The sequence below is a fragment of the Nonomuraea wenchangensis genome, from assembly GCF_900111685.1.
Taxonomy (GTDB): domain Bacteria; phylum Actinomycetota; class Actinomycetes; order Streptosporangiales; family Streptosporangiaceae; genus Nonomuraea; species Nonomuraea wenchangensis.
The window spans coordinates 1-19,330 of sequence record NZ_FOHX01000016.1; the positions used below are offsets into that span (position 1 = coordinate 1).

At 66.9% G+C, this 19,330-nt stretch carries 25 protein-coding genes and 1 tRNA gene; 8 read left to right on the top strand and 18 right to left on the bottom strand.

What is annotated here, in order from left to right; genetic code table 11:
• From BMW85_RS35780 to BMW85_RS35820, 10 genes are all read right to left on the bottom strand, one after another.
• On the bottom strand, positions 1 to 267 hold a 267-nt coding region (locus tag BMW85_RS35780; protein WP_143082519.1), incomplete at its 3' end, for a helix-turn-helix domain-containing protein.
• Positions 268 to 645: 378 nt separating this feature from the next.
• Positions 646 to 717 (bottom strand) — tRNA-Met (locus BMW85_RS35785).
• Positions 718 to 1,044: 327 nt separating this feature from the next.
• On the bottom strand, positions 1,045 to 1,260 hold the full coding sequence (locus BMW85_RS35790) for a helix-turn-helix domain-containing protein (RefSeq protein WP_091091066.1): 216 nt from the start codon (positions 1,258 to 1,260) through the stop codon (positions 1,045 to 1,047).
• The gene (locus BMW85_RS35795; RefSeq protein ID WP_091090593.1) at positions 1,260 to 1,547 is read right to left on the bottom strand and encodes a hypothetical protein; all 288 of its coding nucleotides are present in this window, start codon (positions 1,545 to 1,547) and stop codon (positions 1,260 to 1,262) included. Before BMW85_RS35795 ends, BMW85_RS35790 begins: the two co-directional genes overlap by 1 nt.
• Complete coding sequence (locus BMW85_RS49955) at positions 1,544 to 1,687, bottom strand: hypothetical protein (RefSeq protein ID WP_177241055.1); 144 nt, start codon at positions 1,685 to 1,687, stop codon at positions 1,544 to 1,546. The genes BMW85_RS35795 and BMW85_RS49955 overlap by 4 nt, the downstream gene beginning before the upstream one ends.
• Positions 1,687 to 2,358, bottom strand: coding sequence for a hypothetical protein (locus BMW85_RS35800; protein ID WP_091090596.1), 672 nt, complete (start codon positions 2,356 to 2,358; stop codon positions 1,687 to 1,689). The genes BMW85_RS49955 and BMW85_RS35800 overlap by 1 nt, the downstream gene beginning before the upstream one ends.
• On the bottom strand, positions 2,355 to 2,651 hold the full coding sequence (locus BMW85_RS35805) for a hypothetical protein (protein ID WP_091090597.1): 297 nt from the start codon (positions 2,649 to 2,651) through the stop codon (positions 2,355 to 2,357). The genes BMW85_RS35800 and BMW85_RS35805 overlap by 4 nt, the downstream gene beginning before the upstream one ends.
• Before the next feature lie 12 nt (positions 2,652 to 2,663).
• The gene (locus BMW85_RS35810) at positions 2,664 to 2,852 is read right to left on the bottom strand and encodes a hypothetical protein (RefSeq protein ID WP_091090600.1); all 189 of its coding nucleotides are present in this window, start codon (positions 2,850 to 2,852) and stop codon (positions 2,664 to 2,666) included.
• Between the two features lie 14 nt (positions 2,853 to 2,866).
• Entirely contained in the window at positions 2,867 to 3,481 is a 615-nt protein-coding gene (locus BMW85_RS35815; RefSeq protein WP_091090601.1) for a bifunctional DNA primase/polymerase, read from the bottom strand.
• Complete coding sequence (locus BMW85_RS35820; protein ID WP_091090604.1) at positions 3,481 to 4,026, bottom strand: HNH endonuclease; 546 nt, start codon at positions 4,024 to 4,026, stop codon at positions 3,481 to 3,483. Before BMW85_RS35820 ends, BMW85_RS35815 begins: the two co-directional genes overlap by 1 nt.
• A 425-nt stretch (positions 4,027 to 4,451) precedes the next feature.
• On the opposite strand from BMW85_RS35820, the gene BMW85_RS35825 reads away from it, so the two are divergent.
• Positions 4,452 to 4,973 carry a hypothetical protein gene (locus BMW85_RS35825; RefSeq protein WP_091090606.1) on the top strand — a complete coding sequence of 174 codons (522 nt, stop codon included), beginning with the start codon at positions 4,452 to 4,454 and terminating at the stop codon, positions 4,971 to 4,973.
• 903 nt (positions 4,974 to 5,876) lie between these two features.
• Complete coding sequence (locus tag BMW85_RS35830; RefSeq protein ID WP_143082520.1) at positions 5,877 to 7,157, top strand: winged helix-turn-helix domain-containing protein; 1,281 nt, start codon at positions 5,877 to 5,879, stop codon at positions 7,155 to 7,157.
• 309 nt (positions 7,158 to 7,466) lie between these two features.
• Here the strand turns inward: BMW85_RS35830 and BMW85_RS35835 are convergent, their stop codons facing one another.
• On the bottom strand, positions 7,467 to 7,664 hold the full coding sequence (locus BMW85_RS35835) for a helix-turn-helix domain-containing protein (RefSeq protein WP_091090610.1): 198 nt from the start codon (positions 7,662 to 7,664) through the stop codon (positions 7,467 to 7,469).
• Positions 7,665 to 8,517: 853 nt separating this feature from the next.
• On the bottom strand, positions 8,518 to 9,945 hold the full coding sequence (locus tag BMW85_RS35850; RefSeq protein ID WP_177241056.1) for a recombinase family protein: 1,428 nt from the start codon (positions 9,943 to 9,945) through the stop codon (positions 8,518 to 8,520).
• 98 nt (positions 9,946 to 10,043) lie between these two features.
• Here BMW85_RS35850 and BMW85_RS52670 point away from each other — a divergent pair, with 98 nt between their 5' ends.
• Positions 10,044 to 10,283, top strand: a complete 240-nt coding sequence (locus BMW85_RS52670; protein ID WP_177241057.1) for a hypothetical protein — start codon at positions 10,044 to 10,046, stop codon at positions 10,281 to 10,283.
• A gap of 55 nt (positions 10,284 to 10,338) precedes the next feature.
• Positions 10,339 to 11,154, top strand: coding sequence for an alpha/beta hydrolase (locus BMW85_RS35860; protein ID WP_091090621.1), 816 nt, complete (start codon positions 10,339 to 10,341; stop codon positions 11,152 to 11,154).
• A gap of 9 nt (positions 11,155 to 11,163) precedes the next feature.
• Here BMW85_RS35860 and BMW85_RS35865 read toward each other — a convergent pair whose 3' ends face one another.
• Entirely contained in the window at positions 11,164 to 11,715 is a 552-nt protein-coding gene (locus tag BMW85_RS35865; protein WP_091090623.1) for a dihydrofolate reductase family protein, read from the bottom strand.
• A 128-nt stretch (positions 11,716 to 11,843) separates the two neighbouring features.
• Complete coding sequence (locus BMW85_RS35870; protein WP_143082521.1) at positions 11,844 to 12,179, bottom strand: hypothetical protein; 336 nt, start codon at positions 12,177 to 12,179, stop codon at positions 11,844 to 11,846.
• 324 nt (positions 12,180 to 12,503) lie between these two features.
• Between BMW85_RS35870 and BMW85_RS35875 the strand changes: the two genes are divergently transcribed.
• A complete protein-coding gene (locus BMW85_RS35875) occupies positions 12,504 to 13,148 on the top strand; it encodes a TIGR03086 family metal-binding protein (protein WP_091090628.1) in 645 nt (214 codons plus the stop codon).
• Between the two features lie 266 nt (positions 13,149 to 13,414).
• Here BMW85_RS35875 and BMW85_RS35880 read toward each other — a convergent pair whose 3' ends face one another.
• The 3 genes from BMW85_RS35880 to BMW85_RS35890 all read right to left on the bottom strand — a co-directional run bounded on the left by BMW85_RS35880 (position 13,415) and on the right by BMW85_RS35890 (position 17,679).
• Entirely contained in the window at positions 13,415 to 14,323 is a 909-nt protein-coding gene (locus BMW85_RS35880; protein ID WP_091090631.1) for a helix-turn-helix domain-containing protein, read from the bottom strand.
• 194 nt (positions 14,324 to 14,517) lie between these two features.
• Complete coding sequence (recQ, locus tag BMW85_RS35885; RefSeq protein ID WP_091090633.1) at positions 14,518 to 16,359, bottom strand: DNA helicase RecQ; 1,842 nt, start codon at positions 16,357 to 16,359, stop codon at positions 14,518 to 14,520.
• 120 nt (positions 16,360 to 16,479) lie between these two features.
• A complete protein-coding gene (locus BMW85_RS35890; RefSeq protein ID WP_245775261.1) occupies positions 16,480 to 17,679 on the bottom strand; it encodes an MFS transporter in 1,200 nt (399 codons plus the stop codon).
• A 35-nt stretch (positions 17,680 to 17,714) separates the two neighbouring features.
• Between BMW85_RS35890 and BMW85_RS35895 the strand changes: the two genes are divergently transcribed.
• The 3 genes from BMW85_RS35895 (at position 17,715) to BMW85_RS35905 (ending at position 19,076) form a co-directional block, all read left to right on the top strand.
• Positions 17,715 to 18,476, top strand: a complete 762-nt coding sequence (locus BMW85_RS35895; RefSeq protein WP_177241058.1) for an SDR family NAD(P)-dependent oxidoreductase — start codon at positions 17,715 to 17,717, stop codon at positions 18,474 to 18,476.
• 28 nt (positions 18,477 to 18,504) lie between these two features.
• Positions 18,505 to 18,750, top strand: coding sequence for a type B 50S ribosomal protein L31 (locus tag BMW85_RS35900; RefSeq protein WP_091090639.1), 246 nt, complete (start codon positions 18,505 to 18,507; stop codon positions 18,748 to 18,750).
• An 86-nt stretch (positions 18,751 to 18,836) separates the two neighbouring features.
• Positions 18,837 to 19,076: a DUF3040 domain-containing protein gene (locus BMW85_RS35905; RefSeq protein ID WP_091090642.1), complete on the top strand. Its 240-nt coding sequence runs from the start codon at positions 18,837 to 18,839 to the stop codon at positions 19,074 to 19,076.
• On the opposite strand, the gene BMW85_RS35910 is transcribed toward BMW85_RS35905, so the two are convergent.
• Entirely contained in the window at positions 19,047 to 19,328 is a 282-nt protein-coding gene (locus tag BMW85_RS35910) for a DUF6343 family protein (protein WP_177241059.1), read from the bottom strand. The genes BMW85_RS35905 and BMW85_RS35910 overlap by 30 nt on opposite strands.
• Positions 19,329 to 19,330 lie beyond the last annotated feature (2 nt).

A 19,330-nucleotide genomic window follows, 5' to 3' on the forward strand; every position in this document is an offset into this window, starting at 1 on the left:
GGCGTCCAACGCGGCCTCTAACCGCTCCACCTGCGCGGCATTCAGCCGGCAAGGCGGCCCGCCTGGCCCCTTCGACACCAGCGCCTCGGCCCCTGCCGTGCGCCATGCCTTGTGCCAGACATAGGCCGACTTACGTGAGACCCGCAGCTTCCTGGCCACCGCAGGCGGCGACATGCCCGCGGCGAACAACCCGGCAGCCTCCAAGCGGACTTGTTCACGCTTGGCTCGCGCCGCCGGGGTCAGACCACCACCATCCGGGTAACGCATCCCACCGGCATACTCCCGAACCCCGCCGCGAGCAGGCAACCGCGCGGTGACACCTCAGTTTTTCAACCTCTGTAGTAGGAGTAGGAAATGCTCCGTCCCCTGCCGATTTTCTGACCAGGCCATATCCGCCCTGGTATTTTCTGGCGCTGCATCCCGTAGAGTCCTGGCTATTTTCTAGTGGTCCCCGTGATGCACTCGCATGTGGACGCGCGGGTAGTCGAAACCCGGTCCGTCAGGGGTCCGCATGCGGCTTTCCTCGACGTCGAAACCATTCCGCGCCCGAGTTTTCTGCCCCTGGCGGAGCCTTGTTGCTGGACGCTCCAGTCGCCAGATGGGCACAGGTACTGGTCGATCCACACGGTCAGCCTGTGTCGGTAGTTGCGGGAACGAGAGTCGAACTCGCATCGTCCGGCTTATGAGGCCGGTGTGTTTCCGTTACACCATCCCGCGATGGATACCTTGACCACGAGGACCAAGGTGGTATTCAGGCCAGCGCTCCAAGCACTAGGACGAATCCTGCTATGGCTAGGGCGATGATGGCGAGGAACGCGACGGTCCATACGCCGATGCCGATGACGTCTCGTACTATCTGGCGCTTACCGTCGTCTGATCTGTGGACCATGTCTTGGCCGATTTCTGCTCGGGAATGCGAAAGACCCGCTGAGCGATGTCCCCCGTGATGGGGATCGAGTGCTCGAAGCGGGTCTTTCTGGACGGTCAGCCTGTTTTGAGCAGGGTACACCAGTAGCGGTTTCTATTACAGAATAGCAGAACGCCCTAGAATGCCTCCGCATTCCCATTCTCGCCCTTGTGGCGGTACTTGTCCTGTGCCAGGCGCTCGGCCTCGAACACGTCAGCCAGTCGGTACAGGTGCTTCTTCCCGTCCTTTTTCACGTGCTTGAGACGGCCACGGTGTACCCACACATGAATGGCCGACTTCGTCACACCGACCGCGTCAGCAGCCTGCTCAGCGGTTACCAGGACGTCGCTCATCACACGCCCCTACCCTTCAGCTCCAAGTCGGCCACGAGCGCCAGATCGACAGCGGCCTCATGGATACGCATCACGAGATCCGTGTCGAGTCCGGCCAGCCTGCTGGCCACGGCATCGAAATCATTCAGCGCCAGCCCGAAAACTGCCTGAGCCGCGAAATTGTCACTGACCGCCTTCATCGCGTTGCCAAAGCTGGCGAACGCTTCCTCGATCCTCTTGCTGTCAATCTGGTGCACGGGGATTCCCTTCTGGACGTTGCTGTTGACGGTGCCGATTTTCCGGATCACGCCGATTCCTCCTCGGCAGTCTTGAAGGGGTCGGGCGGACAGACCCACTCGCCCTTCTCCTCGTCGAATACCTGGTCCCAGGTCCCGTTCGACAAGGCGCACTTCGGGCGGATCGGCTCCGGCTGCTCGTTGGGATTCATCAGGCGGCGCTCCTCTGGGCATCGAACACCTCGGCCAGTGCCGGCCACTGGGAGTAGGCCCACAGGTGCCGGAGATCCTGCTGGCACACGCAGTCATCGTCGTCGCAACGGCAGCCAGGGTTGATGCACGCGATCAGCTCGCGCTCGGTGAAGGCCCTGATGGACTTCGAGCCGCAGATCGGGCAACGAGCCCTGATCTTGTGGACGACCTCGGCATCGCCGAGAGCCTGACGAACCTGACGGCCCATGCGCCGAGACTCGGCCAGGACGTGCTCGGCTAGGTCCTCGTCCAGAGCGATCCTGTCGAGCAGGCTGATCAGCCGAGTGATCCGGTCGGCAGAGCTGGTGGACGCCAGGACCGACAGGCCGAGGCGCTCACAGACAGCCTCCTCCAGCTCCTTCACGACCTCCTCGATTGACATCTGGGTGTCCAGGACAGCCAGGTTGAGCGGAGCCCGCGAATTGCCAGTCGGCTTCAGGCCCTTGGCAAGGTTGGTGACCCGCTCGATACGGTCGGCCTTGTGCTCAGCACCCTGCCGAGCGATCTCAGACTCGGACAGATCCCGCTCAACCCAGCGGCGCGGAGTGCCGGGAATCATTGCCTCTGACAACAGCGGAAGCCCGCCGCGAATCGCGGCGAGCTCGCTGTACGTCTTATCGACGTAGGTCACTTGCAGACCTCCTGATGGAGCTCCTGGAGCTCGGCAGTCTCGTTCAGCTTCCGGTCGATGTCGTCGAGGATCTGGCGGAGAGTCCGGTCATCGCCGTCCGCAACGCAGTTCTTCCGGTATTCGTCGCTGTAGGTCACCGCCTGCGCGATGCTGTTCAGGCTCTTCACCGGGAGCTTTTCGTTCAGCTCCCGGATTTCCCGGCTGGCCTTCTCGAAGTTGTCGGCGATGTTCGAGAGGCCGTGAACCAGGCAGCGCCGGTCGGTGCAGTTCTTGGAGCTGTGGAAGACGTTCATTGGATTTACCTTTCAGAGGGTCTCGGTGATCTGGAACCGGAAGTCCGGCACGCGCTCGGCGATTTCGGCGTTCCGGTCGCGGAGCTGACGCATCTCGTCAAGCGCCCGCTTCATGGCGATTTCCTGCTCGGTGAGCCACTCGTTGTATCGGATGCGGTCGGCCTTGGCCTCACGACGGCTCTCGATGAACTTCTTGAACATGCGGGGGTTTCCTCTCAGGCAGCGCTAGCGAAGCGCTCGGAGATGTTGCTGATGATTCGGGGATGGGGCTCGACGACCGGCTTCTCGGCCTTTCCTGAGAGCCAGGTGATGATCGAGCCGTTGCGGGGGTTCCGAGTAGGCGGAGCCATGAACCAGCCGTTTTCGCCGTGGACGTGGACTCCAGGGCCGAGGCCGTCTCGGACGGACGGGACGTAACCGCCAGGGTGCTTGTAGATCAGGTAGCCGCCGCCTCCGCCAGTCCGCGCAGTGACCGTGTTCGGGAGTAGGCCGGCTCGGTCGAGTCGTGCAGCGGTCTGAACGCCGACCGGGGAAGTGATCTCGATGGCCACCAGGCCAGAGACCGCGCCGGTCCGGATGTTGAGGATCGGCCGAGGAATTCCCCGGAACATCTCCCGGACGAGCTTCCGGTCAGCCGTGGCTGAGAAGACGCCGTGACACCGGAGGCAGGAGCACGACTCCATGGACTCGTCCGTCGTGTGGGCGATCTGGCACACCGAGCAGGTCAGATCCTCGATGTAGGACTCGGCGAACACCGGCCAGCCGATTTCCGTGTACTGGCGAGCGGCCCGAGCGATCGTGTCCTTGGTCGAGTTACCGGTGAGCATCATCAGGCAGCCACCGCCTTCAGGCTCTCGGCCTTCTGCTTGGCCTTGACCCTGGAGGACTCGGCGCACGTGGAGCAGGTCCGGAAGCCGCGCTTGTCCTTGCCGTCGTACTCGTGGCCCTTCGGGCAGGCCGTCTTCCTGGCGTTGCGAGCGCAGGCACCGTTGCCACGCCGGATGTTCTCGCCGAAGGTGGTCGGCTCCAGGTGATCCGGGTTGACGCACTTCGCGCCGATACACTCGCCGTGGTTGGCCAGGAAGTGGTCCAGGACGAGGCCCTCGGGCACCGGGCCGTTGATCTGCTCCCACAGCCAGCGGTGAGCGACCCACAGCTTGCCCTGGAAGTTGAACCGGCCGTAGCTCAGGATGTGCTTGTTCTTGCCGTACGGCTTGTTCGTGGTGCCGGTCCAGGTCCAGCAGCCGTTTTCGAGGACCGTGACCTTGCTCAGAAAGCGCTCGACGTCCTTCTCGGTGGCGGAGCTGCTCTCGTCCAGGCGGACCGTGACGGAAACGCGCAGGGGCTCGGCGTTGAATTCGGTAGACTTACTCATTGTCTGGAACTCCTAGGAGTAGCTAGGAGGAAGGACCGAGCGCTCTGGAGTCCGTTTCTCCGGGGCGCTCTTTGTGTTCCAGATGAAGTCCGCTTGTTTCGCCGATTTAGTTTTCGACTGCCCTTCCTGGCTGTCCCTTTAAGTATGACACATAGGTGTAAGGCGAGTGGTAACGCCAAAAGGCCGAAATCAAGCCTCAAGCGGTGTGAAGTTGATCACACGAGATAAATGACAGGTGTTCGCCCGGCGTTTCACAGCTATCAGCCGGTAGCTCGGGTCCTTGAAGGACCTCAGTGACTTGGAGAAGCGTGATACGGCACCAATCAGAGCAGACCATGTCAATCAGCCGATTAACTTGAGCCAGCGCATGTCACGATCCGGCCACGTCAATCCCAGGCTTCCAACGCCCGAGGGATGCTTGAGCCATGGACGAATGGGCGAAGTTGATCGAGGCGATCGCCGGCTTGGTCGGAGCTGTGGCCTGGCCGGTGGCCGTGGTTGTAGCTGTATGGCTGATCATGCGCAAGCACCGAGACGCCTTCGAGCGCCTGCTTGATCGGCTCAAGACGCTCTCGTATCCAGGCGGCCAAGTGGACTTCGACGCGGTGGTCAAGGAGCAGCAACATCGGGTAGAGCAACTACAAGACGAAGTCGTAGCGGCTGTCCCGGTGGACGGCCAGCACAGGGAGGCAGCGCTTCAGCTCGTAGAGGAGTCCAGGAAGCTGGGCGCGATTAGAACCTCGGCCAGGCTGCTAAAGGCCCTCGATCCTTCAATAACATCTAACTCCATCGAGAGCTTCATGCTGCTTAGTGCTATGCCTCCGGACGTGGCGGAGGCTCTTGCGCTGAAAGTTCGCCGTGATCTACGTGAAGCAGCGGAGCATGGTCGGCTCGGCTTCGATAACGGAGAGGACCGTCCACCGCTGGTCCTCCCTCCAAAAGACTAGTCGCCCGAGCCTTGAGCCGTGTGCGTGAAGGTCTGCACCTGTTCCTGAAGCATGTCTTTATGCGTCCGAGGCGCTGTACGTGATTCTGAGCCGTTTTTCAGGGTGCGGCTGGCACTGGGAGGCCGGTTAGCTCTGTGAGTGGCTCTGTGAGCCGACCGGAGACCGGGAATAGGTCAGGTCCTTGAAGGACCCGAGCAGAAAATCGGCCGCAGGCCGGATACCGAGCCGGGGACCATCTCAACCGACCGGCGACATGCGCAGCCAGGAATCCGGCCGTAGGCCGAGGAGCATGATGAGGCGCACATCAATATGCCGGTGACTCTGGCCGGAGGCCGAGCAGGCATATGGACCTTGAGGTCAAGGTGTTGGGCCGGAGGGCCTGTCGGTAGCCGGGTATCCATCCCCCCGATTTTCAGCTCCCAGCTATCAGCTATCAGCTCATAGCGATGAAAATACTTCGTCCTCCGGCCTTCGGGTTTTCTGGTCCTTGGACGGAGTCCCGCACGAGCCGCGCGGAGCGCGATCGTCCTGAAAGGACTCTGGTTAAGTCTCTCTGGTTAAATACTATGCTTATAGCTGGAAGTCAGTGACCTCATCCATCGGAAGTCAGTGACCCAATCCATCGGAAGTCAGTGACCTCATCGGCCTCTACCAGCGGCTTCGCCAGACCGCCCACGGTTTCAAACTTCCGGCCTCAATCAGTTACTAGGTTTGTGGATTTCCCACAGACATCCTAACTAGCATCGGCTCATCGGCCGGTGTGGCGCACAGCGCGGCAACTGGGAATTATCATCGGCGGAACCCGTTCTGGTACCGTTGATCTAGGCCGGAAAACTCGGCCACGAAAAAGGCCCGCGAGCGTTGCAGCGCTCCGGGCCGGTGAGATGAAAGATAGGTTCATCTGTGAACAGTGTATCAGTCCGAACGGTCGAGCGGGTATTCGCCGAAGTCCCGGAAACGACCGTCTTCTCGGATTACGTCACCAGCGCTGGAATTCGCGTCATCGCGCTCGTACTCGCCAGCAAGAGCGACCACAGCGCCTACGGTTCCGGTATCCGCTGGCCGATTTTCACCGCCTCGGATATCGCCGAGAAGCTCCGGATGTCGGAAAGCACCGTCAAGCGTACGGTCGCTCAGCTAAAGCGTGATGGCTTCCTCCGAACCACCAAGACCCAGCAGGGCAACCGGTACGAGATCCTGGTTCCGGCCTTCGAGAACGACACGTACCGAGGCAAGCCGAACATCAGCCACAGGGCCAAGTCGCAGGTCGAGATGAGCGTGATCACGGCCGACATCTCGGACGAGGCGTTCCACCTGCTCTACATGCTTGAGGCCACCGGCAAGAGCTACGAGGCCGTACGGATTCCTCAAAGCAAGCTCCGGACCTACTTCAAGAGCCCGAGGCCCAAAGACGATGATCCGTACATCAGCCTCCGGCAGCTCAACACCTGGCTCCGTGAGCTCGAAGGAGCTGGCCTCCTGGATCGCCGCCGTCTCGGCCAGATGGAGCAGAACGAGTACATCCTGAACAAGGAGTCCATCGTCAGGAACGGCGTCGAGATCAGCAACATGATCCGCCTGCCGGAGCAGCTCACCAGCGTCAAGGACGAGCCCGCCGAAGAGCTGGCGTACGACGTCGCTGAGGACACGAGCGGTGCCGGTATGTCGCTGGCCATGGAGTTCAAGCGTACGGTCAAGCGCTACCAGAAGGACAAGGACTGGTCCGATGCCATCCGTCGTCCGAACGCCATCAACCTCCCCGCGCTAGCCAGCACGTTCAATCGGTGGATCGAGAACGGGACCTCGTACGCGGACATCGTCAGGATGATCGAGCTCTACCCGCTCGTTGCTCCGTACGGCGCTGACCAGGCGTGCGTACCTGCGGAGGTCCGTGAGCGGCTCGTGAACAAGCCGATCTGGCAGGACTTCATCGGGCGTCGCGCCGACCTGTACGAACGTGTGGAGAAGATCAAGGAGGACGAGATCCGGTTCAACCCGGAGGCCGAAGGCTACGCCGAGTACTGGGGCGTCAAGCCGGAGGACGTCAAGCCCTTCGAGACGCCCAAGACCTGGGGCGAACTCCAGGCGGAGCGTCAGGCGAACGTGTTCGCGCCCGTGGTCGATGATGACCCGCTGAGCCCCGCGAATCGGCTCGCTCGGTACCTCGGCCGTATCGCGAGCTAATCGGATAAACGCGAGAGCCCTCGGCCGAAATGGTCGGGGGCTTTCTGCTGTCCTGGTCCTCGGTTCCTCGGTCCTGTCCTGGTCCTCGGGACCTCTTCTCGGTCCTCTGTCCTGCCCCCGATTCCCGGTCCTCACGACGGTCCTCTGGTCCCCAGTGCTGTGCCCGGTCCTCTGGCCGGTCCCCGGTCCTGAAGCTGGTCCTCTGGTCCCCGGTCCTCGATCCGGTGCTGAAGTCGGTCCTCGGTCCTGGCTCGTTGGGGACCGGGGACCGGTCCTCGGAGACCCAGAGGACAAGGGGCGCGAGGACTGCTATTTCCCATAGAAGCGTTGCTGCGTCAGCCATGCCCGCACCTCCGCCGGCTTGTACCTCAAGTGTCGACCGATCTTGAAGGCCGGTAGGCCGTAACCAGGACCCTCGCGGTAAATCCAACGCTTGCTGACGTTGAGGTAGTCGGCCACCTGTTGCACACCCCAAAGAGGGCCGTCGTCATCCCGTTTCGTACACATCGAGCAGGAGTCTGGACCACGGGTGGTATCCGGCCGATTTCGGATATGGGTATGGCTATCTATGGCTGGCTTGTTCCTGGTCCCCGTCCTCGATCCGGGCGATCCGTGACCAGTGGAAGGCCAACCCGTCTACTCATGCTGGCGCTGTTGCTCCAGCCACGCCCGTATCTCAGCCGGCTTAGCTCTCAGAAACTTGCCGACCCTGAAGAGCGGCAGACCGTAGCCGGGGCCCTCTCTCCGGACCCACCGCTGGCTCACGTTGAGGTAGTCGGCAACTTGCTGGGTGTCCCAAAGAGGCTCATCGTCCTGTCGTCTCGCACACATCGACGACCACTATGGACTACGCCTGGTGTCCGTTGACGTGCGGGTATGGCAATGAGGTGGCCATCCTCGGTCCTCGGTCCCCGCGCACGGTCCTCAGGACAGCGGCTCCAGGACAAAGGACCAGTCCTCCAGGACGGGAGCTCGGTCCTCAGGACGGTCCTCGTCTCGGTCCTCATCTTGGTCCTCGGGACCGGCCGAGAGGACAGGGCCAGAATCGGGACCGAGGGCCAGGACGAGCCATAGCACATTCGAGTTCGGAGATGTCAAGGAATTGGCTGTGTGAGAGGTCCAATAGATTTCGCAGTTATGCCCTAACTAACATTCCAGGACGATTTGCCCGTACCGTCGAGTACGTGGCACGAGCGTACAACCCTGCGACAACTGAAGAAGAGGCTTGGGAGCGATTCTTTGAAATCGTCGCCATTGGACTGGTAGAAGCTTGGCGTGAAGGCCGATATGACGATGAGCTCGGAGACGAGGAAGGCCGTCACCCTGGACCCTCTAGGGCGACGACCTTCCGCGATGCAGCCTAGCCGAATTTCGGGACGACGAGGCATCGATCGCCATCAGACTCGTCATTCGGACTAACGATCACGTAGTTAATAACCTGCTTGAGAGCCTGGCGCTTCCGGTCGTCGCTGATCCGATCCCAAGCGTCCGCAAGCCCCTTGTAAAACGACGCGGGGAGCGGACGAGCCGTCTGCTCGGACTTAAGCTTCGTGAGCTCTTGCTGAGCCGTTGACCGCTCAGCCTCTCTGGCAGCCTTGCGCTTGGCGTACTCGTCCTTGGAGATGTCGCCGGACTCGTAGACGTCAAGGAGACGGCTCAGACGCTTGTCGAGGTCATCGATCTTCTTCTTGAGGGCCGCGATATCAACGTCCTGCTTCTTGCGGGCAGCCTCGGCGCGAGCCGCTTCCTCGGTGTTGTGGCCACCAGACGCACGCTTCACGAGCCAGTCCAGGATGCTGGCGTTCGCCACGTTCAGGAGGATCGTGAGTCCGGAGCACCGCTTGGTGCTGATGCCCGAGCACCGGAACCGGACCTTGCCACGGTCGGTCTTCGTGGCAGTCATCGACCGCATGCACTTGGAGCAGCGGAGAAGGCCAGAGACGCTGTACTTGGCCTTCGGAGACGCCCACTTTCGGCCGAGGCCAGCGACACGCTTCTCAACGAACGCCTCCCACAGATCCGGCTCGATCAGGGCTTCGTGAGCTCCCTGGTGCCAGTCCCAGTTGTCGAAGCGGTTGCCCTTCGCGCCAGGTTTCTTCTTGCGGATCAGGCCAGCGGCGAAGCCAGTGTCCATGATCTGAATCCATCGGCCCTGTTCGAGGACATCACCGCCAGGAGTACGGATACCGGCGTCAGCCATGTCCACGGAGATCGTCCGGAACGGCTCTCCGTCTACCCACCGCTCGTAGACCTCGGCCAGCGCATCCCCGCGAATCGGCTCAGGAAAGTACCTCTTGTCCTGGTAGACGTAGCCGAATCGCGGCGTGCCATTGTGCGGAAGGCCCTGGGTCAGCCTGTAGGAGTGCGTCTCCTTCCAGCCGTCGCCGATCATGTCCGACTGGAGCTCAGCGATCGAAAGCATTTGATTGCGGCTGAACTTGCCCATCGTCGTGACGCTGTCTCCTGGCTCCGTGGCCGAGATAGCGATGCCGCCGACCTGGCTGAGCTCGTGGAGGTTGTTGAGGCTGTCTCGGAGATTCCGGCCGAACCGCGACCACTTCCACAAGAGGACGATCTCGTACTTGCCGCGACGTACCTCGTCGATGATGTCCGCGATCTTGCGCTTGGCGAAGTCTCGGCCTGACTGATCAAGGTCGAAGACGACGTCAACGACTTCGATACCCTCTTGCTCTGCCTTGGCGCGGGCTGCGATCTCCTGGAGCTCGGGACTGATCAGCTCCTTCCGGCCACGGGTTGAGGACACGCGGATGTAGATCTTCGCGCGCATACCGCGCAGGCCGTTTGGCGTGGCCAGGAGGGCACTGTGAAGCATGAGGGGGCTCCGACTCGGGTACTTGACACTTCGGATAGATCCTATTGATCCGTGTGTCTTTTGTTGTAACCTGCGAGTGCCAGCCCACGCACACCGTCCGCACCGACATCACGCCGCCCCCGGGCAGCTGGGTGCGCCGCATCGGCACCGGCCCCGTGGCCCACTCACGGCAGGCGCGGACGAGGTGGCGCTGCTCCTCCATCGACAACCAGCCAGGCACGTGGACCGCGCCCGGCGCGATCTCCCTCAACGGCAGCGGGAACATCGTCACCCAGCCTACGACGCGGTTGTGAGGGCGGGAGCGGCCGACGTACGCTCGCCGCAGCTCGAACCCGAGGAGTGTGAAGCATGGCCGAGTCCCGTGAGCACGTCTTCGCCGGCGTGCACGGCGCCCGCACCGTCCGCGAATGGCCGCACGACGACCCCCGATACCTCGTCCTGCTGATCCACGGATACGGCGAGCACATAGGCCGCTACGAGCACGTCGCCGACCGGCTGGTCCGCCACGGCGCCGCCGTCCATGGCGTCGACCACGCCGGGCACGGCAGGTCGGAGGGCGAGCGGGTGCTCATCGAGGACTTCGAGGACGTCGTCGCCGACGTGCACGCCGTCGAGGAGCGGGCACGGGCCGCGCACCCCGGCGTCCCCGTCGTGGCGATCGGCCACTCGATGGGCGGCATGATCGCCGCCCGGTACGCCCAGCTCCACGGCGCCGGCCTGGCCGCGCTCGTCCTGTCCGGGCCGGTGATCGGGGAATGGGAGGCGGTGCCCGCGCTGCTCGCCCTCGACGAGCTGCCCGACCTCCCCATCGACCCGGCCACGCTCTCCCGCGACCTCGCCGTGGGCGTCGCGTACGCGGCCGACCCGCTGGTCTGGCACGGGCCGTTCAAGCGGGCCACGCTGGAGGCGTTCGCCGCCACGCTGGCCGCGATCGCCAAGGGCGGCACGTTCGGCGACCTGCCCACGCTGTGGGTGCACGGTGAGGACGACCAGCTCGTGCCGCTCGGGCCGAGCCGGGCCGGCATCGAGGCCGTACGCGGCACCGCCCTCACCGAGCGCGTCTACCCCGGCGCCCGGCACGAGGTCTTCAACGAGACCAACCAGGACGAGGTGCTGGACGACGTCCTCGCCTTCCTCGACCGCGCGCTGTCCCAGCGGGGGTGATGCCGGGCCCTACCTCACGGGCTCGTAGTGCATCGCCGTGACGCCGCAGCCGAACGGCCGGGCCGAGACCAGACGCAGCTTCCGGCGCCCGGGGAAGACCGGCATCCCGCCGCCGATCGCGGTCGGGTTGACGAACAGGTGGTACTCGTCGATGAGATCGGCCTCGGCCAGGCTCGCGACGAGCGTCCCGCCGCCGTACACGATGAGGTCGCCGCCCGGCCGGGCCTTCAGCCCGTTGATCGTCTCGGCCAGGTCGCCGCCGGCGACGGTCGCGTTCTCCCACGGCGACTCCGTGAGCGTCTGGGAGATCACGACCTTGGGGGTCCGGTTCATCCAGTCGATCGACTCCTTGTCCTCACCGGGCGGACCGGCGGCCCACGCCGGGATGAAGCCCTCGGCGAGCCTGCGGCCGAGGACGATGTTGTCCACGTTCGCGGTGAGCGCGTTGATGTGCTCGCTGAGGTCGTCGGTCCAGGGGAAGGTCAGCCAGTCCATCTCGCCGTTCGGGCCGGCCATGTAGCCGTCGGCGCTGACCTGGACCTGGAGCAGTAGTTTGCGCATGGGGACGGGTTTCCCTTCGATGCCTTCGTCGTCCGCTGTGTTGGGACCACCCTGTCGGACCGACCTTACGATCTCCTTCCGGCCACCTTCAGCCGCCGCCTGGCTCGGCGAGGTCGGCCTGGAGTGGCCTAGCGGACCCGCAGCCAGACGTGCCCCTTGCCCCGGTCGCGGGTCAGCTCGACCTTCCAGCAGCCCCGCTCGGGAAAGACGAACCCCGTGCCCCACTCCTGTCCGGGACGCCGCCAGTTCGACCCGCCGTGCTCCTCGGGGCCCCAGGCGAGCCGGGCGCGGGCGCCGTCCGGGAGCGTCGCCTCGACCTTGCGCAGCGGGCCCTCCCCGGTCATCCGCCACACGATCTTGATCTCGACTCCGCGCCGCAGCGGCACCTCCCCGAACAGCAGCCCCCACAGCTCCACCCCCTCACCCGTGCCCCGCACCTCGGGAAACCCGTCCCCTTGCGACACCGCCGACCCCCGACACCCGGCCCCGTCAACGGTCACCACCGGAACGGGACTCTCGGTCCCGACGGCACCGGTCGCGCCGGGCGTACCCGCGGGGCCGCTCCGCGTGCCACTGGCCTGCGGCGTGCCCGCCGTGCCTGGTGCCGTACCACCACCGGCACCGCAACCGGCGCCCACCGCAAGCACCGCCACGAGCAGCGGCACCACCATCCATCTCATCGATCGCCCTCCTCGCCCCCCTTACACCGCCCGCCCGCGAAAGGTTCCGAGATCCACACCGATGACTTCCTGCCGCCCCTCCGGTCAGCACAACCGAGGAGGCGACCCATGAACGGTGAACGGGAACGAGTCCTGACAGCGGGTGTGGCCCTGCTGGAACGGGCGATCGACTACACGCTCGGCAGTCTGCGCGTCGTGACCCCGCCCATGCTCTGCCGCGCGACCCCGTGCGCCGGCTGGACCATGGAACGGCTGCTGGCCCACGTCACCGACTCCCTCCGAGCCCTGAACGAGGCCGCCACCGGCACCGTCACCCTCGGCACGAAGGCGCTCGACCATCTGCGCACCGCCCGGCGGCTCGACCGCCACGGCAACCCGGCACTTCTCGTACGGGACGACGCCACCGAGCTCCTCGGCACCTGGGCGGCCACGCTCACCGGCGAGCTGGTCTCGATCGGCGACCGCCACCTGACCAGCCCTATGGTGGCCGCCGTGGGCGCGATCGAGATCGCCGTACACGGCTGGGACATCGCCACCGCGTGCGGCGAGCCCCGCCCCATCCCGCTCCTGCTGGCGGACGAGCTGCTGGACCTGGCCCACCTGTTCGTGACGCCCGCCGACCGGCCGCACCGGTTCGCCGCGCCGCGCCCCGTCCCCGTGGACGCGCCCGCCGACGACCGCCTCCTGGCCTACCTGGGACGCGACCCGGCCGCCGCCGGACGGCGACCCTACCCGAACGGCCACTGCACCTGACCCGGTCCCGCGCGCCGCGCGCCGACACCGTACGATCGCCGTGTACGACAAGACAGACGATCCCGAGAAACCGGCACCTGGCCGGGCAATCGGATGAGAAGATCGTAAGCGGGCACACACCCATCGTTTGGGGCCGAAACACGTCCGGCCGGTCCGGTGGCGGCGGGGGGCACGCGAGCGCCGGATCCAGGCCGACCAACGTGGTGGCGACGACCGTTCTTCGTGCGGCCGTCGCCACCACTCCCGCTTCCCCCCGCACTCGTACGTCACCGGTGTGCGCGCAGCGCGGCCAGCACCCATCGGAAGGCCGGGACAGCCGGCGGGGACGGCTCCTGGCCTTTGACGAGGCTCAGAAGCTGCCAATACCGCTCGACTCGGGGCTCGGCGACCATCTCCAGCCAGGTGATCAGAGCGGCGATCTCCGGGGCGGGCAGATCGTCGGGGATGATCCGCCTCAGGATCAGGCTCGCCTCGTCCGCCTCCGGCGCGAGCCCGCGCGACAGAGCGGCGCCCGCGTGCTCCAGGGCCAGGGGCCGGAGGTCGAGACCGTACTCCAGCCGGTTGTCCCCCTCGCCGCTGAGAACCATCCGCCGGACCGTCCGCCGGAAGCCGTCGTCGCCCACCAGCTCGGCCAGCTCCACCCATGCGCTGACCTGTTCGGGGGTCGGGTCCTCCGGGAGATCGGCAGGAAGGTCGCGCATCCATCCCCCGACGAGCGCCGCGTCCTCATCGACGACGTCGGCGAACACGTGGTCGACGAAGTCGTCGATGATCTGCCGGCGTTCCCGCGCCGAGAGCCGGGCCAGTGCGTTGATCAAGGCGATCTCCTTGGTAGAGCTGTCTCGGTCGGTGAGAAGACGCAGGACGGACCGGCGGGTCTTCAAGATGCGGATCTCGGCGTCGAGCGCCTTGACGTGGAGGTCCGCCACTTCGCTCAGCGTGACGCGCCTCTCCAGCACCTGCTGGATGGCGTCGAGACCGAGCCCGAGATCGCGAAGCGTCCGGACCAGGTCCAGCCGCGCGACCGCCTCCGCGTCGTAGAGCCGGTATCCGCCCTCCGACCTCTGGACCGGCGGTACGACGCCGCTGTCGGACCAGAAACGGATGGTGCGCGCCCGCAGCCCCGTACGCCGTGCCAACTGCCCGATCGTGTAGAGGCCCGTCACGTCGTTCATGGCTTGAACTCTGCACCTTCCACCGGCTGGAACCTCAAGCGATTTCCCACAAGCCGTCGCCCAGAAGCGCCACGACCTGCCCCTTCGGCGCCGAGTTCCGCATGCTCGGCCAGAACCCGCGCGGCCCTGGCCCCGAGCGTGGCGGCGCGCTCCAGCGGTGGCAGTGTGCGCCCCCGTTCCCGGCGGACTTTTGGTCAGGTGGGGTCGGTGGTCAGGACCTCCAGGACCTGGTCGCCGTATTTCGCCAGTTTGTTTTCGCCGACGCCGTTGACCGTGCTCAGCTCGGCCGTCGTGGCCGGGCGGCGGGTGGCGATCTCGCGGAGGGTCGCGTCGTGGAAGATGACGTAGGCCGGAACGCCCTGCTCCTTGGCCACCGTGGCGCGCCAGGCGCGCAGGCGCTCGAAGAGCGGGGCCGCCTCGGCGGGCAGCTCGACCGCCTGCCGGGACTTCCCGGACCCGGACCCCGAACCGGAGCCGGTGCCGGAGGTGCCGCGGGTGCGGGGCGGGCGGAGGGTGTCGCGGCGCAGCAGGACCTCGTGCCGGCCGCGCAGCACCTCGCCGCTGGCGTCGGTGAGCACCAGCGCCCCGTAGTCGGACTCGACCGCCAGCAGCCCCTGCGCCAGCAGTTGCCGCACCACGCTGTGCCACTCCTGGTTGCCCAGCTCGGTGCCGACGCCGAAGACGGTGAGCGAGTCGTGGCCGTGCTGCAGCACCTTGGCGGTGGTCTTGCCGAGCAGGATGTCGACGATCTGGCCCACGCCGAACTTCTGCCGCCGCTCCTTGGCCAGCCGGAAGACGGCGGAGAGCACCTTCTGGGCGGCGACCGTGCCGTCCCAGGTCTCGGGCGGCGACTGGCAGGTGTCGCAGTTGCCGCACGGCTCGGCCCCCTGCTGGCCGAAGTAGTCGAGCAGCATCACGCGGCGGCAGCCGGCGGTCTCGCACAGCGCCAGCATGGCGTCGAGGTGCATCACCTGGCGGCGGCGGTGGGCGTCGTCGCCCTCCATGGCGAGGCGGCGGTGCTGGATGACGTCCTGCAGGCCGTAGGCCATCCACGCGGTCGCCGGCAGCCCGTCGCGGCCCGCCCGCCCGGTCTCCTGGTAGTAGCCCTCCACCGACTTGGGCAGGTCGAGGTGGGCCACGAAGCGCACGTCGGGCTTGTCGATGCCCATGCCGAAGGCGATGGTGGCGACCACGATGAGCCCGTCCTCGCGCAGGAAGCGGGCCTGGTGGGCGGCGCGGGTGCGGGCGTCGAGCCCCGCGTGGTAGGGCACCGCCGCGATGCCGTGCTCGACCAGGAACTCGGCGATCTTCTCCACCGAGGAGCGCGACAGGCAGTAGACGATGCCGGAGTCGCCGGGATGCTCGGTGCGCAGGAACTCCAGCAGTTGTTTCTTCGGCTCGGCCTTCGGCGTGATCCGGTAGTGGATGTTGGGCCGGTCGAAGCCGGCCACGAAGTGGCGGGCCTGGTCGAGGCCGAGCCGCGAGGAGATCTCGGCGTGCGTGGCGGGGGTCGCGGTGGCCGTGAGCGCGATGCGCGGCACCTCCGGCCAGCGCTCGCGCAGCTCCGACAGGGCGAGGTAGTCGGGGCGGAAGTCGTGGCCCCACTGCGCCACGCAGTGGGCCTCGTCGATCGCGAACACCGAGATCTCGCCCTTGGCCAGCAGCCGCGTCGTGGCCTCCACCCGCAACCGCTCGGGGGCGAGGTAGAGCAGGTCGAGCTCGCCCGCCAGGAACTCGGCCTCGACGAGCTGGCGCTCGTCGAAGTCCTGCGTGGAGTTGAGGAAACCGGCCCGCACGCCGAGCGCGCGCAGCGCGTCGACCTGGTCCTGCATCAGCGCGATGAGCGGCGAGATGACCACCCCGACACCGGGACGCACCAGGGCCGGGATCTGGTAGCAGAGCGACTTGCCGCCCCCGGTGGGCATGAGGACGAGCGCGTCGCCGCCGGCCACGACCTGGTCGATGATCTCCTGCTGCCCCGGCCGGAACGAGTCGTAGCCGAACACGCGGTGCAGAACCTCGGAGGGGGTATCCATGTGGCTACCTTACGTGGTCGCGGGCGGACGGTACGTGAAGTTCGCCGAGGGCGAGCGGGAACCCCCGGCACGGAACCACTGGCATGCGGGCACCGGCGCGCGACCACTCGCGTGCGGTCGTCAGGGGGCCGCGGCGCCGCCGACGATCCCTTGCCGATCGTAGGCCACGAGCGCCAGCGCTCCGGTCGCGCAGGCAGCCGCCACCGCCCCCATGACCGCGGGGAACCCGGCGACCTCCGCGATCCCGGCCGCCGCCAGCGGCGCGAGCGCCTTGGCCACCGTGATGGGCAGCGCCAGCGCGCCGCTCAGCGACGCGAACGCGGCGGTGCCGTACCGGTCGGCTATGAGCGCGGGCCGTGCGATCGTGGCCACCCCGAACCCCAGCCCGAACAGCACCACGGCCGCCACGGCCCCGCCGGTGCTGCGTCCGGCCAGCGGCAGCAGCACCGCCGCGAGCCCCTGCAGCCCGAACATCGCCGCCGTGATCAGCGCCACCCGCCAGCGGGCCTGCAGCCCCGTGGTGACCAGCCGGCCGGTGACCGACAGCACCCCGAGCAGCCCCGCCACGGTCGCCGCGAACACCGGCGGATGCCCGAGCGCGATCAGGTACGTCACCAGCAGCACCCCCATGACCGACACCGCCCCGGTCTGGGCGAGGAACCCGGCCGCGAGCAGCCAGAACGGCCGCTCCCGCAGCGCGCCGCCGACGATCGCGCCCCGGTCCGCGCGCGCCGGCGCCGGCCGGTCGCGCACCGTGAGGGCGTGCAGCGGCACCGCGGTCAGCGCGTAACCGGCGGCGAGCACCATCAGGGCCTGCCGCCAGCCGTACCGGTCAGTCAGGAACCCGGTGAGCGGCAGGAAGACGCTGGAGGCGAACCCGGCGACCACGGTGACCGTGAGCAGCGCCCGTGCCCGCCGCGCCGGATCGAACCAGGCGACGATCACCGCGAACGCGGCCTCGTACAGCACCGCCGCCGACGCGAGGCCCAGCACCGCGCACACGGCGTACAGCTCGGCCACGGAGCGCACCTGTGACCAGGCCAGCACCGCCGCCGCGCCCAGCAGCGACCCGGCCGTCATCAGGCCGCGCCCGCCGCGCCGGTCCAGCAGGCGCCCGACGACGGGCGCCGCCACCCCCGAGACCAGCACCGACAGCGTGATCGCCCCGGTCAGCGCGGTGACCCCGGTGTCCAGGTCGCGCGTCATCGGCGGGATGAACACCGAGAAGGCGTAGTAGAGCACGCCGTAGCCGGCGGTCTGGGTGATCGCGAGCGCGGCCACCATGCGGGCCCGCGCGCCCGGAGAAAGATCGTCGATCACTCCGTCGACCTTATCCCCGTGGGTAGCGTCGGGGCATGACTCCCTCTTACGTGGTGACCGGTGGCGGACGCGGCATCGGGCGGGCGGTGACCGAGCGGCTGCTGGCGGGCGGCGGCGCGGTGGTCGTCATCGAGAGCGACGCCGAAGCCCTCGACGAGGCCGGGGCCGGCGGTGTGCCGGTGGTCGGTGACGCGGCGGACGAGCGGGTGGCCGCGCGGGCCGCCGCCCTCGCCCAGGAGCACGGCACGCTGCGCGGCTGGGTCAACAACGCGGCCGTCTTCCGCGACGCCTCCGTGCACGCCTCGCCGATCTCCGAGGTCAGGGCGCTGATCGCGGCTAACCTGGACCTGGCCGTGGTCGGCTGCGCCACGGCCGTCCGTGCCTTCCTCGCCGCCGGCGGGCCGGGGGCGATCGTCAACGTCACCTCCCATCAAGCGACCCGGGCGGTGCCCGGCGGGCTGCCGTACGCGACGGCCAAGGCCGCCGTCGAGGGGCTGACCAGGTCGCTGGCCGTCGAGTACGGCAGGCGCGGCATCCGGGTCAACGCCGTCGCCCCCGGCACGGTGGCGACCGAGCGGTATCTGGCGTTCCTGGCCGGGCTGGGGGAGGAGGCGGCGGCGGCCGTGGAGGAGCAGCTCGCGGTGCTGCATCCCCTGGGGCGGGTGGCGGAGCCGGCCGAGGTGGCGGCCGTCGTGGCCTACCTGCTGTCGGACGACGCGGCGTTCGTCAACGGCGCGACCGTGCCGGTGGACGGCGGGCGTACGGTGCTCGGGCTCGACCCGGAAGCCAGGGAATGAAAACCGTTGCCATCTGGTTGAGCGGGACATGCGAAAGAACCTGCACCCCGCGTACCGTCCCGTCGTCTTCCGCGACCCCAGCGTGGGCTTCGCCTTCCTCACCCGTTCGACCCGTACGAGCGGGGCGACGATCGAGTGGGAGGACGGCCGGACCTACCCGGTCGTCGACGTGGACGTCTCGTCCGCCAGCCACCCCTTCTACACCGGTCGCGGCCGGGTCATCGACTCCGCCGGCCGCGTCGAGCGGTTCAACCAGCGTTACGGCAAGAAGTGATCAGGACCCGCCCAAGAGGCGGGCATGCCGGAACTACCGGCGGGTAAAAGTTCTCCACCGGCGTGAGAGCAGCAGTGGTGGAGCGAATGGGTCTCTCTGGAAGGGAACGCCGCATACTCGCCCAGATCGAGCAGGCCCTGGAGCGAGAGGATCCCGAGCTGGCCCGGCGGGTCGCGGCCATCAACAGGATCGAGGCGGTCGGCGGCCTGCCGGAGCGGCCCTACGGGGGCCGCGCCCGTCTGTGGGCGCTGACCCACGGGTGGGTGATCGTCGTCGCGGTCGCGCTGGTGGTCGTGTCACTGCTCGTAGCGGTCCTGGCCACCTGAACCCGACCGGGATCGGCGGCCCGAGCTGCGGTGCCGGATCACCAGCAGGTCGACGGCGGCGACGACCGCCACGGCCGCCGCGATGGCCGCCTCCCAGCGCCAGACCTCCTCGCCGGTGCTCATGGCGCGGATCGCGAAGAACACCGCCGCGGCGACGGCGAGCACCAGCGCCACCATCGACAGGACCCGCCGCGCCCGCAGTGGGCTGCGCGCGGTGAGGGGCTCCGTGCCCGTACGGTCACGTAGCCACATGA

Coding starts and splice junctions, on each gene's coding strand:
- BMW85_RS35835 (WP_091090610.1), bottom strand. CDS start 7,664: ATGTGTACGAAACGGGATGACGACGGCCCTCTTTGGGGTGTGCAACAG.
- BMW85_RS35860 (WP_091090621.1), top strand. CDS start 10,339: ATGGCCGAGTCCCGTGAGCACGTCTTCGCCGGCGTGCACGGCGCCCGC.
- BMW85_RS35865 (WP_091090623.1), bottom strand. CDS start 11,715: ATGCGCAAACTACTGCTCCAGGTCCAGGTCAGCGCCGACGGCTACATG.
- BMW85_RS35810 (WP_091090600.1), bottom strand. CDS start 2,852: ATGTTCAAGAAGTTCATCGAGAGCCGTCGTGAGGCCAAGGCCGACCGC.
- BMW85_RS35850 (WP_177241056.1), bottom strand. CDS start 9,945: ATGCGCGCGAAGATCTACATCCGCGTGTCCTCAACCCGTGGCCGGAAG.
- BMW85_RS35900 (WP_091090639.1), top strand. CDS start 18,505: ATGCGAAAGAACCTGCACCCCGCGTACCGTCCCGTCGTCTTCCGCGAC.
- BMW85_RS35815 (WP_091090601.1), bottom strand. CDS start 3,481: ATGATGCTCACCGGTAACTCGACCAAGGACACGATCGCTCGGGCCGCT.
- recQ (WP_091090633.1), bottom strand. CDS start 16,359: ATGGATACCCCCTCCGAGGTTCTGCACCGCGTGTTCGGCTACGACTCG.
- BMW85_RS35790 (WP_091091066.1), bottom strand. CDS start 1,260: ATGAGCGACGTCCTGGTAACCGCTGAGCAGGCTGCTGACGCGGTCGGT.
- BMW85_RS35910 (WP_177241059.1), bottom strand. CDS start 19,328: ATGTGGCTACGTGACCGTACGGGCACGGAGCCCCTCACCGCGCGCAGC.
- BMW85_RS35875 (WP_091090628.1), top strand. CDS start 12,504: ATGAACGGTGAACGGGAACGAGTCCTGACAGCGGGTGTGGCCCTGCTG.
- BMW85_RS35805 (WP_091090597.1), bottom strand. CDS start 2,651: ATGAACGTCTTCCACAGCTCCAAGAACTGCACCGACCGGCGCTGCCTG.
- BMW85_RS35825 (WP_091090606.1), top strand. CDS start 4,452: ATGGACGAATGGGCGAAGTTGATCGAGGCGATCGCCGGCTTGGTCGGA.
- BMW85_RS35820 (WP_091090604.1), bottom strand. CDS start 4,026: ATGAGTAAGTCTACCGAATTCAACGCCGAGCCCCTGCGCGTTTCCGTC.
- BMW85_RS35880 (WP_091090631.1), bottom strand. CDS start 14,323: ATGAACGACGTGACGGGCCTCTACACGATCGGGCAGTTGGCACGGCGT.
- BMW85_RS35895 (WP_177241058.1), top strand. CDS start 17,715: ATGACTCCCTCTTACGTGGTGACCGGTGGCGGACGCGGCATCGGGCGG.
- BMW85_RS35905 (WP_091090642.1), top strand. CDS start 18,837: ATGGGTCTCTCTGGAAGGGAACGCCGCATACTCGCCCAGATCGAGCAG.
- BMW85_RS49955 (WP_177241055.1), bottom strand. CDS start 1,687: ATGAATCCCAACGAGCAGCCGGAGCCGATCCGCCCGAAGTGCGCCTTG.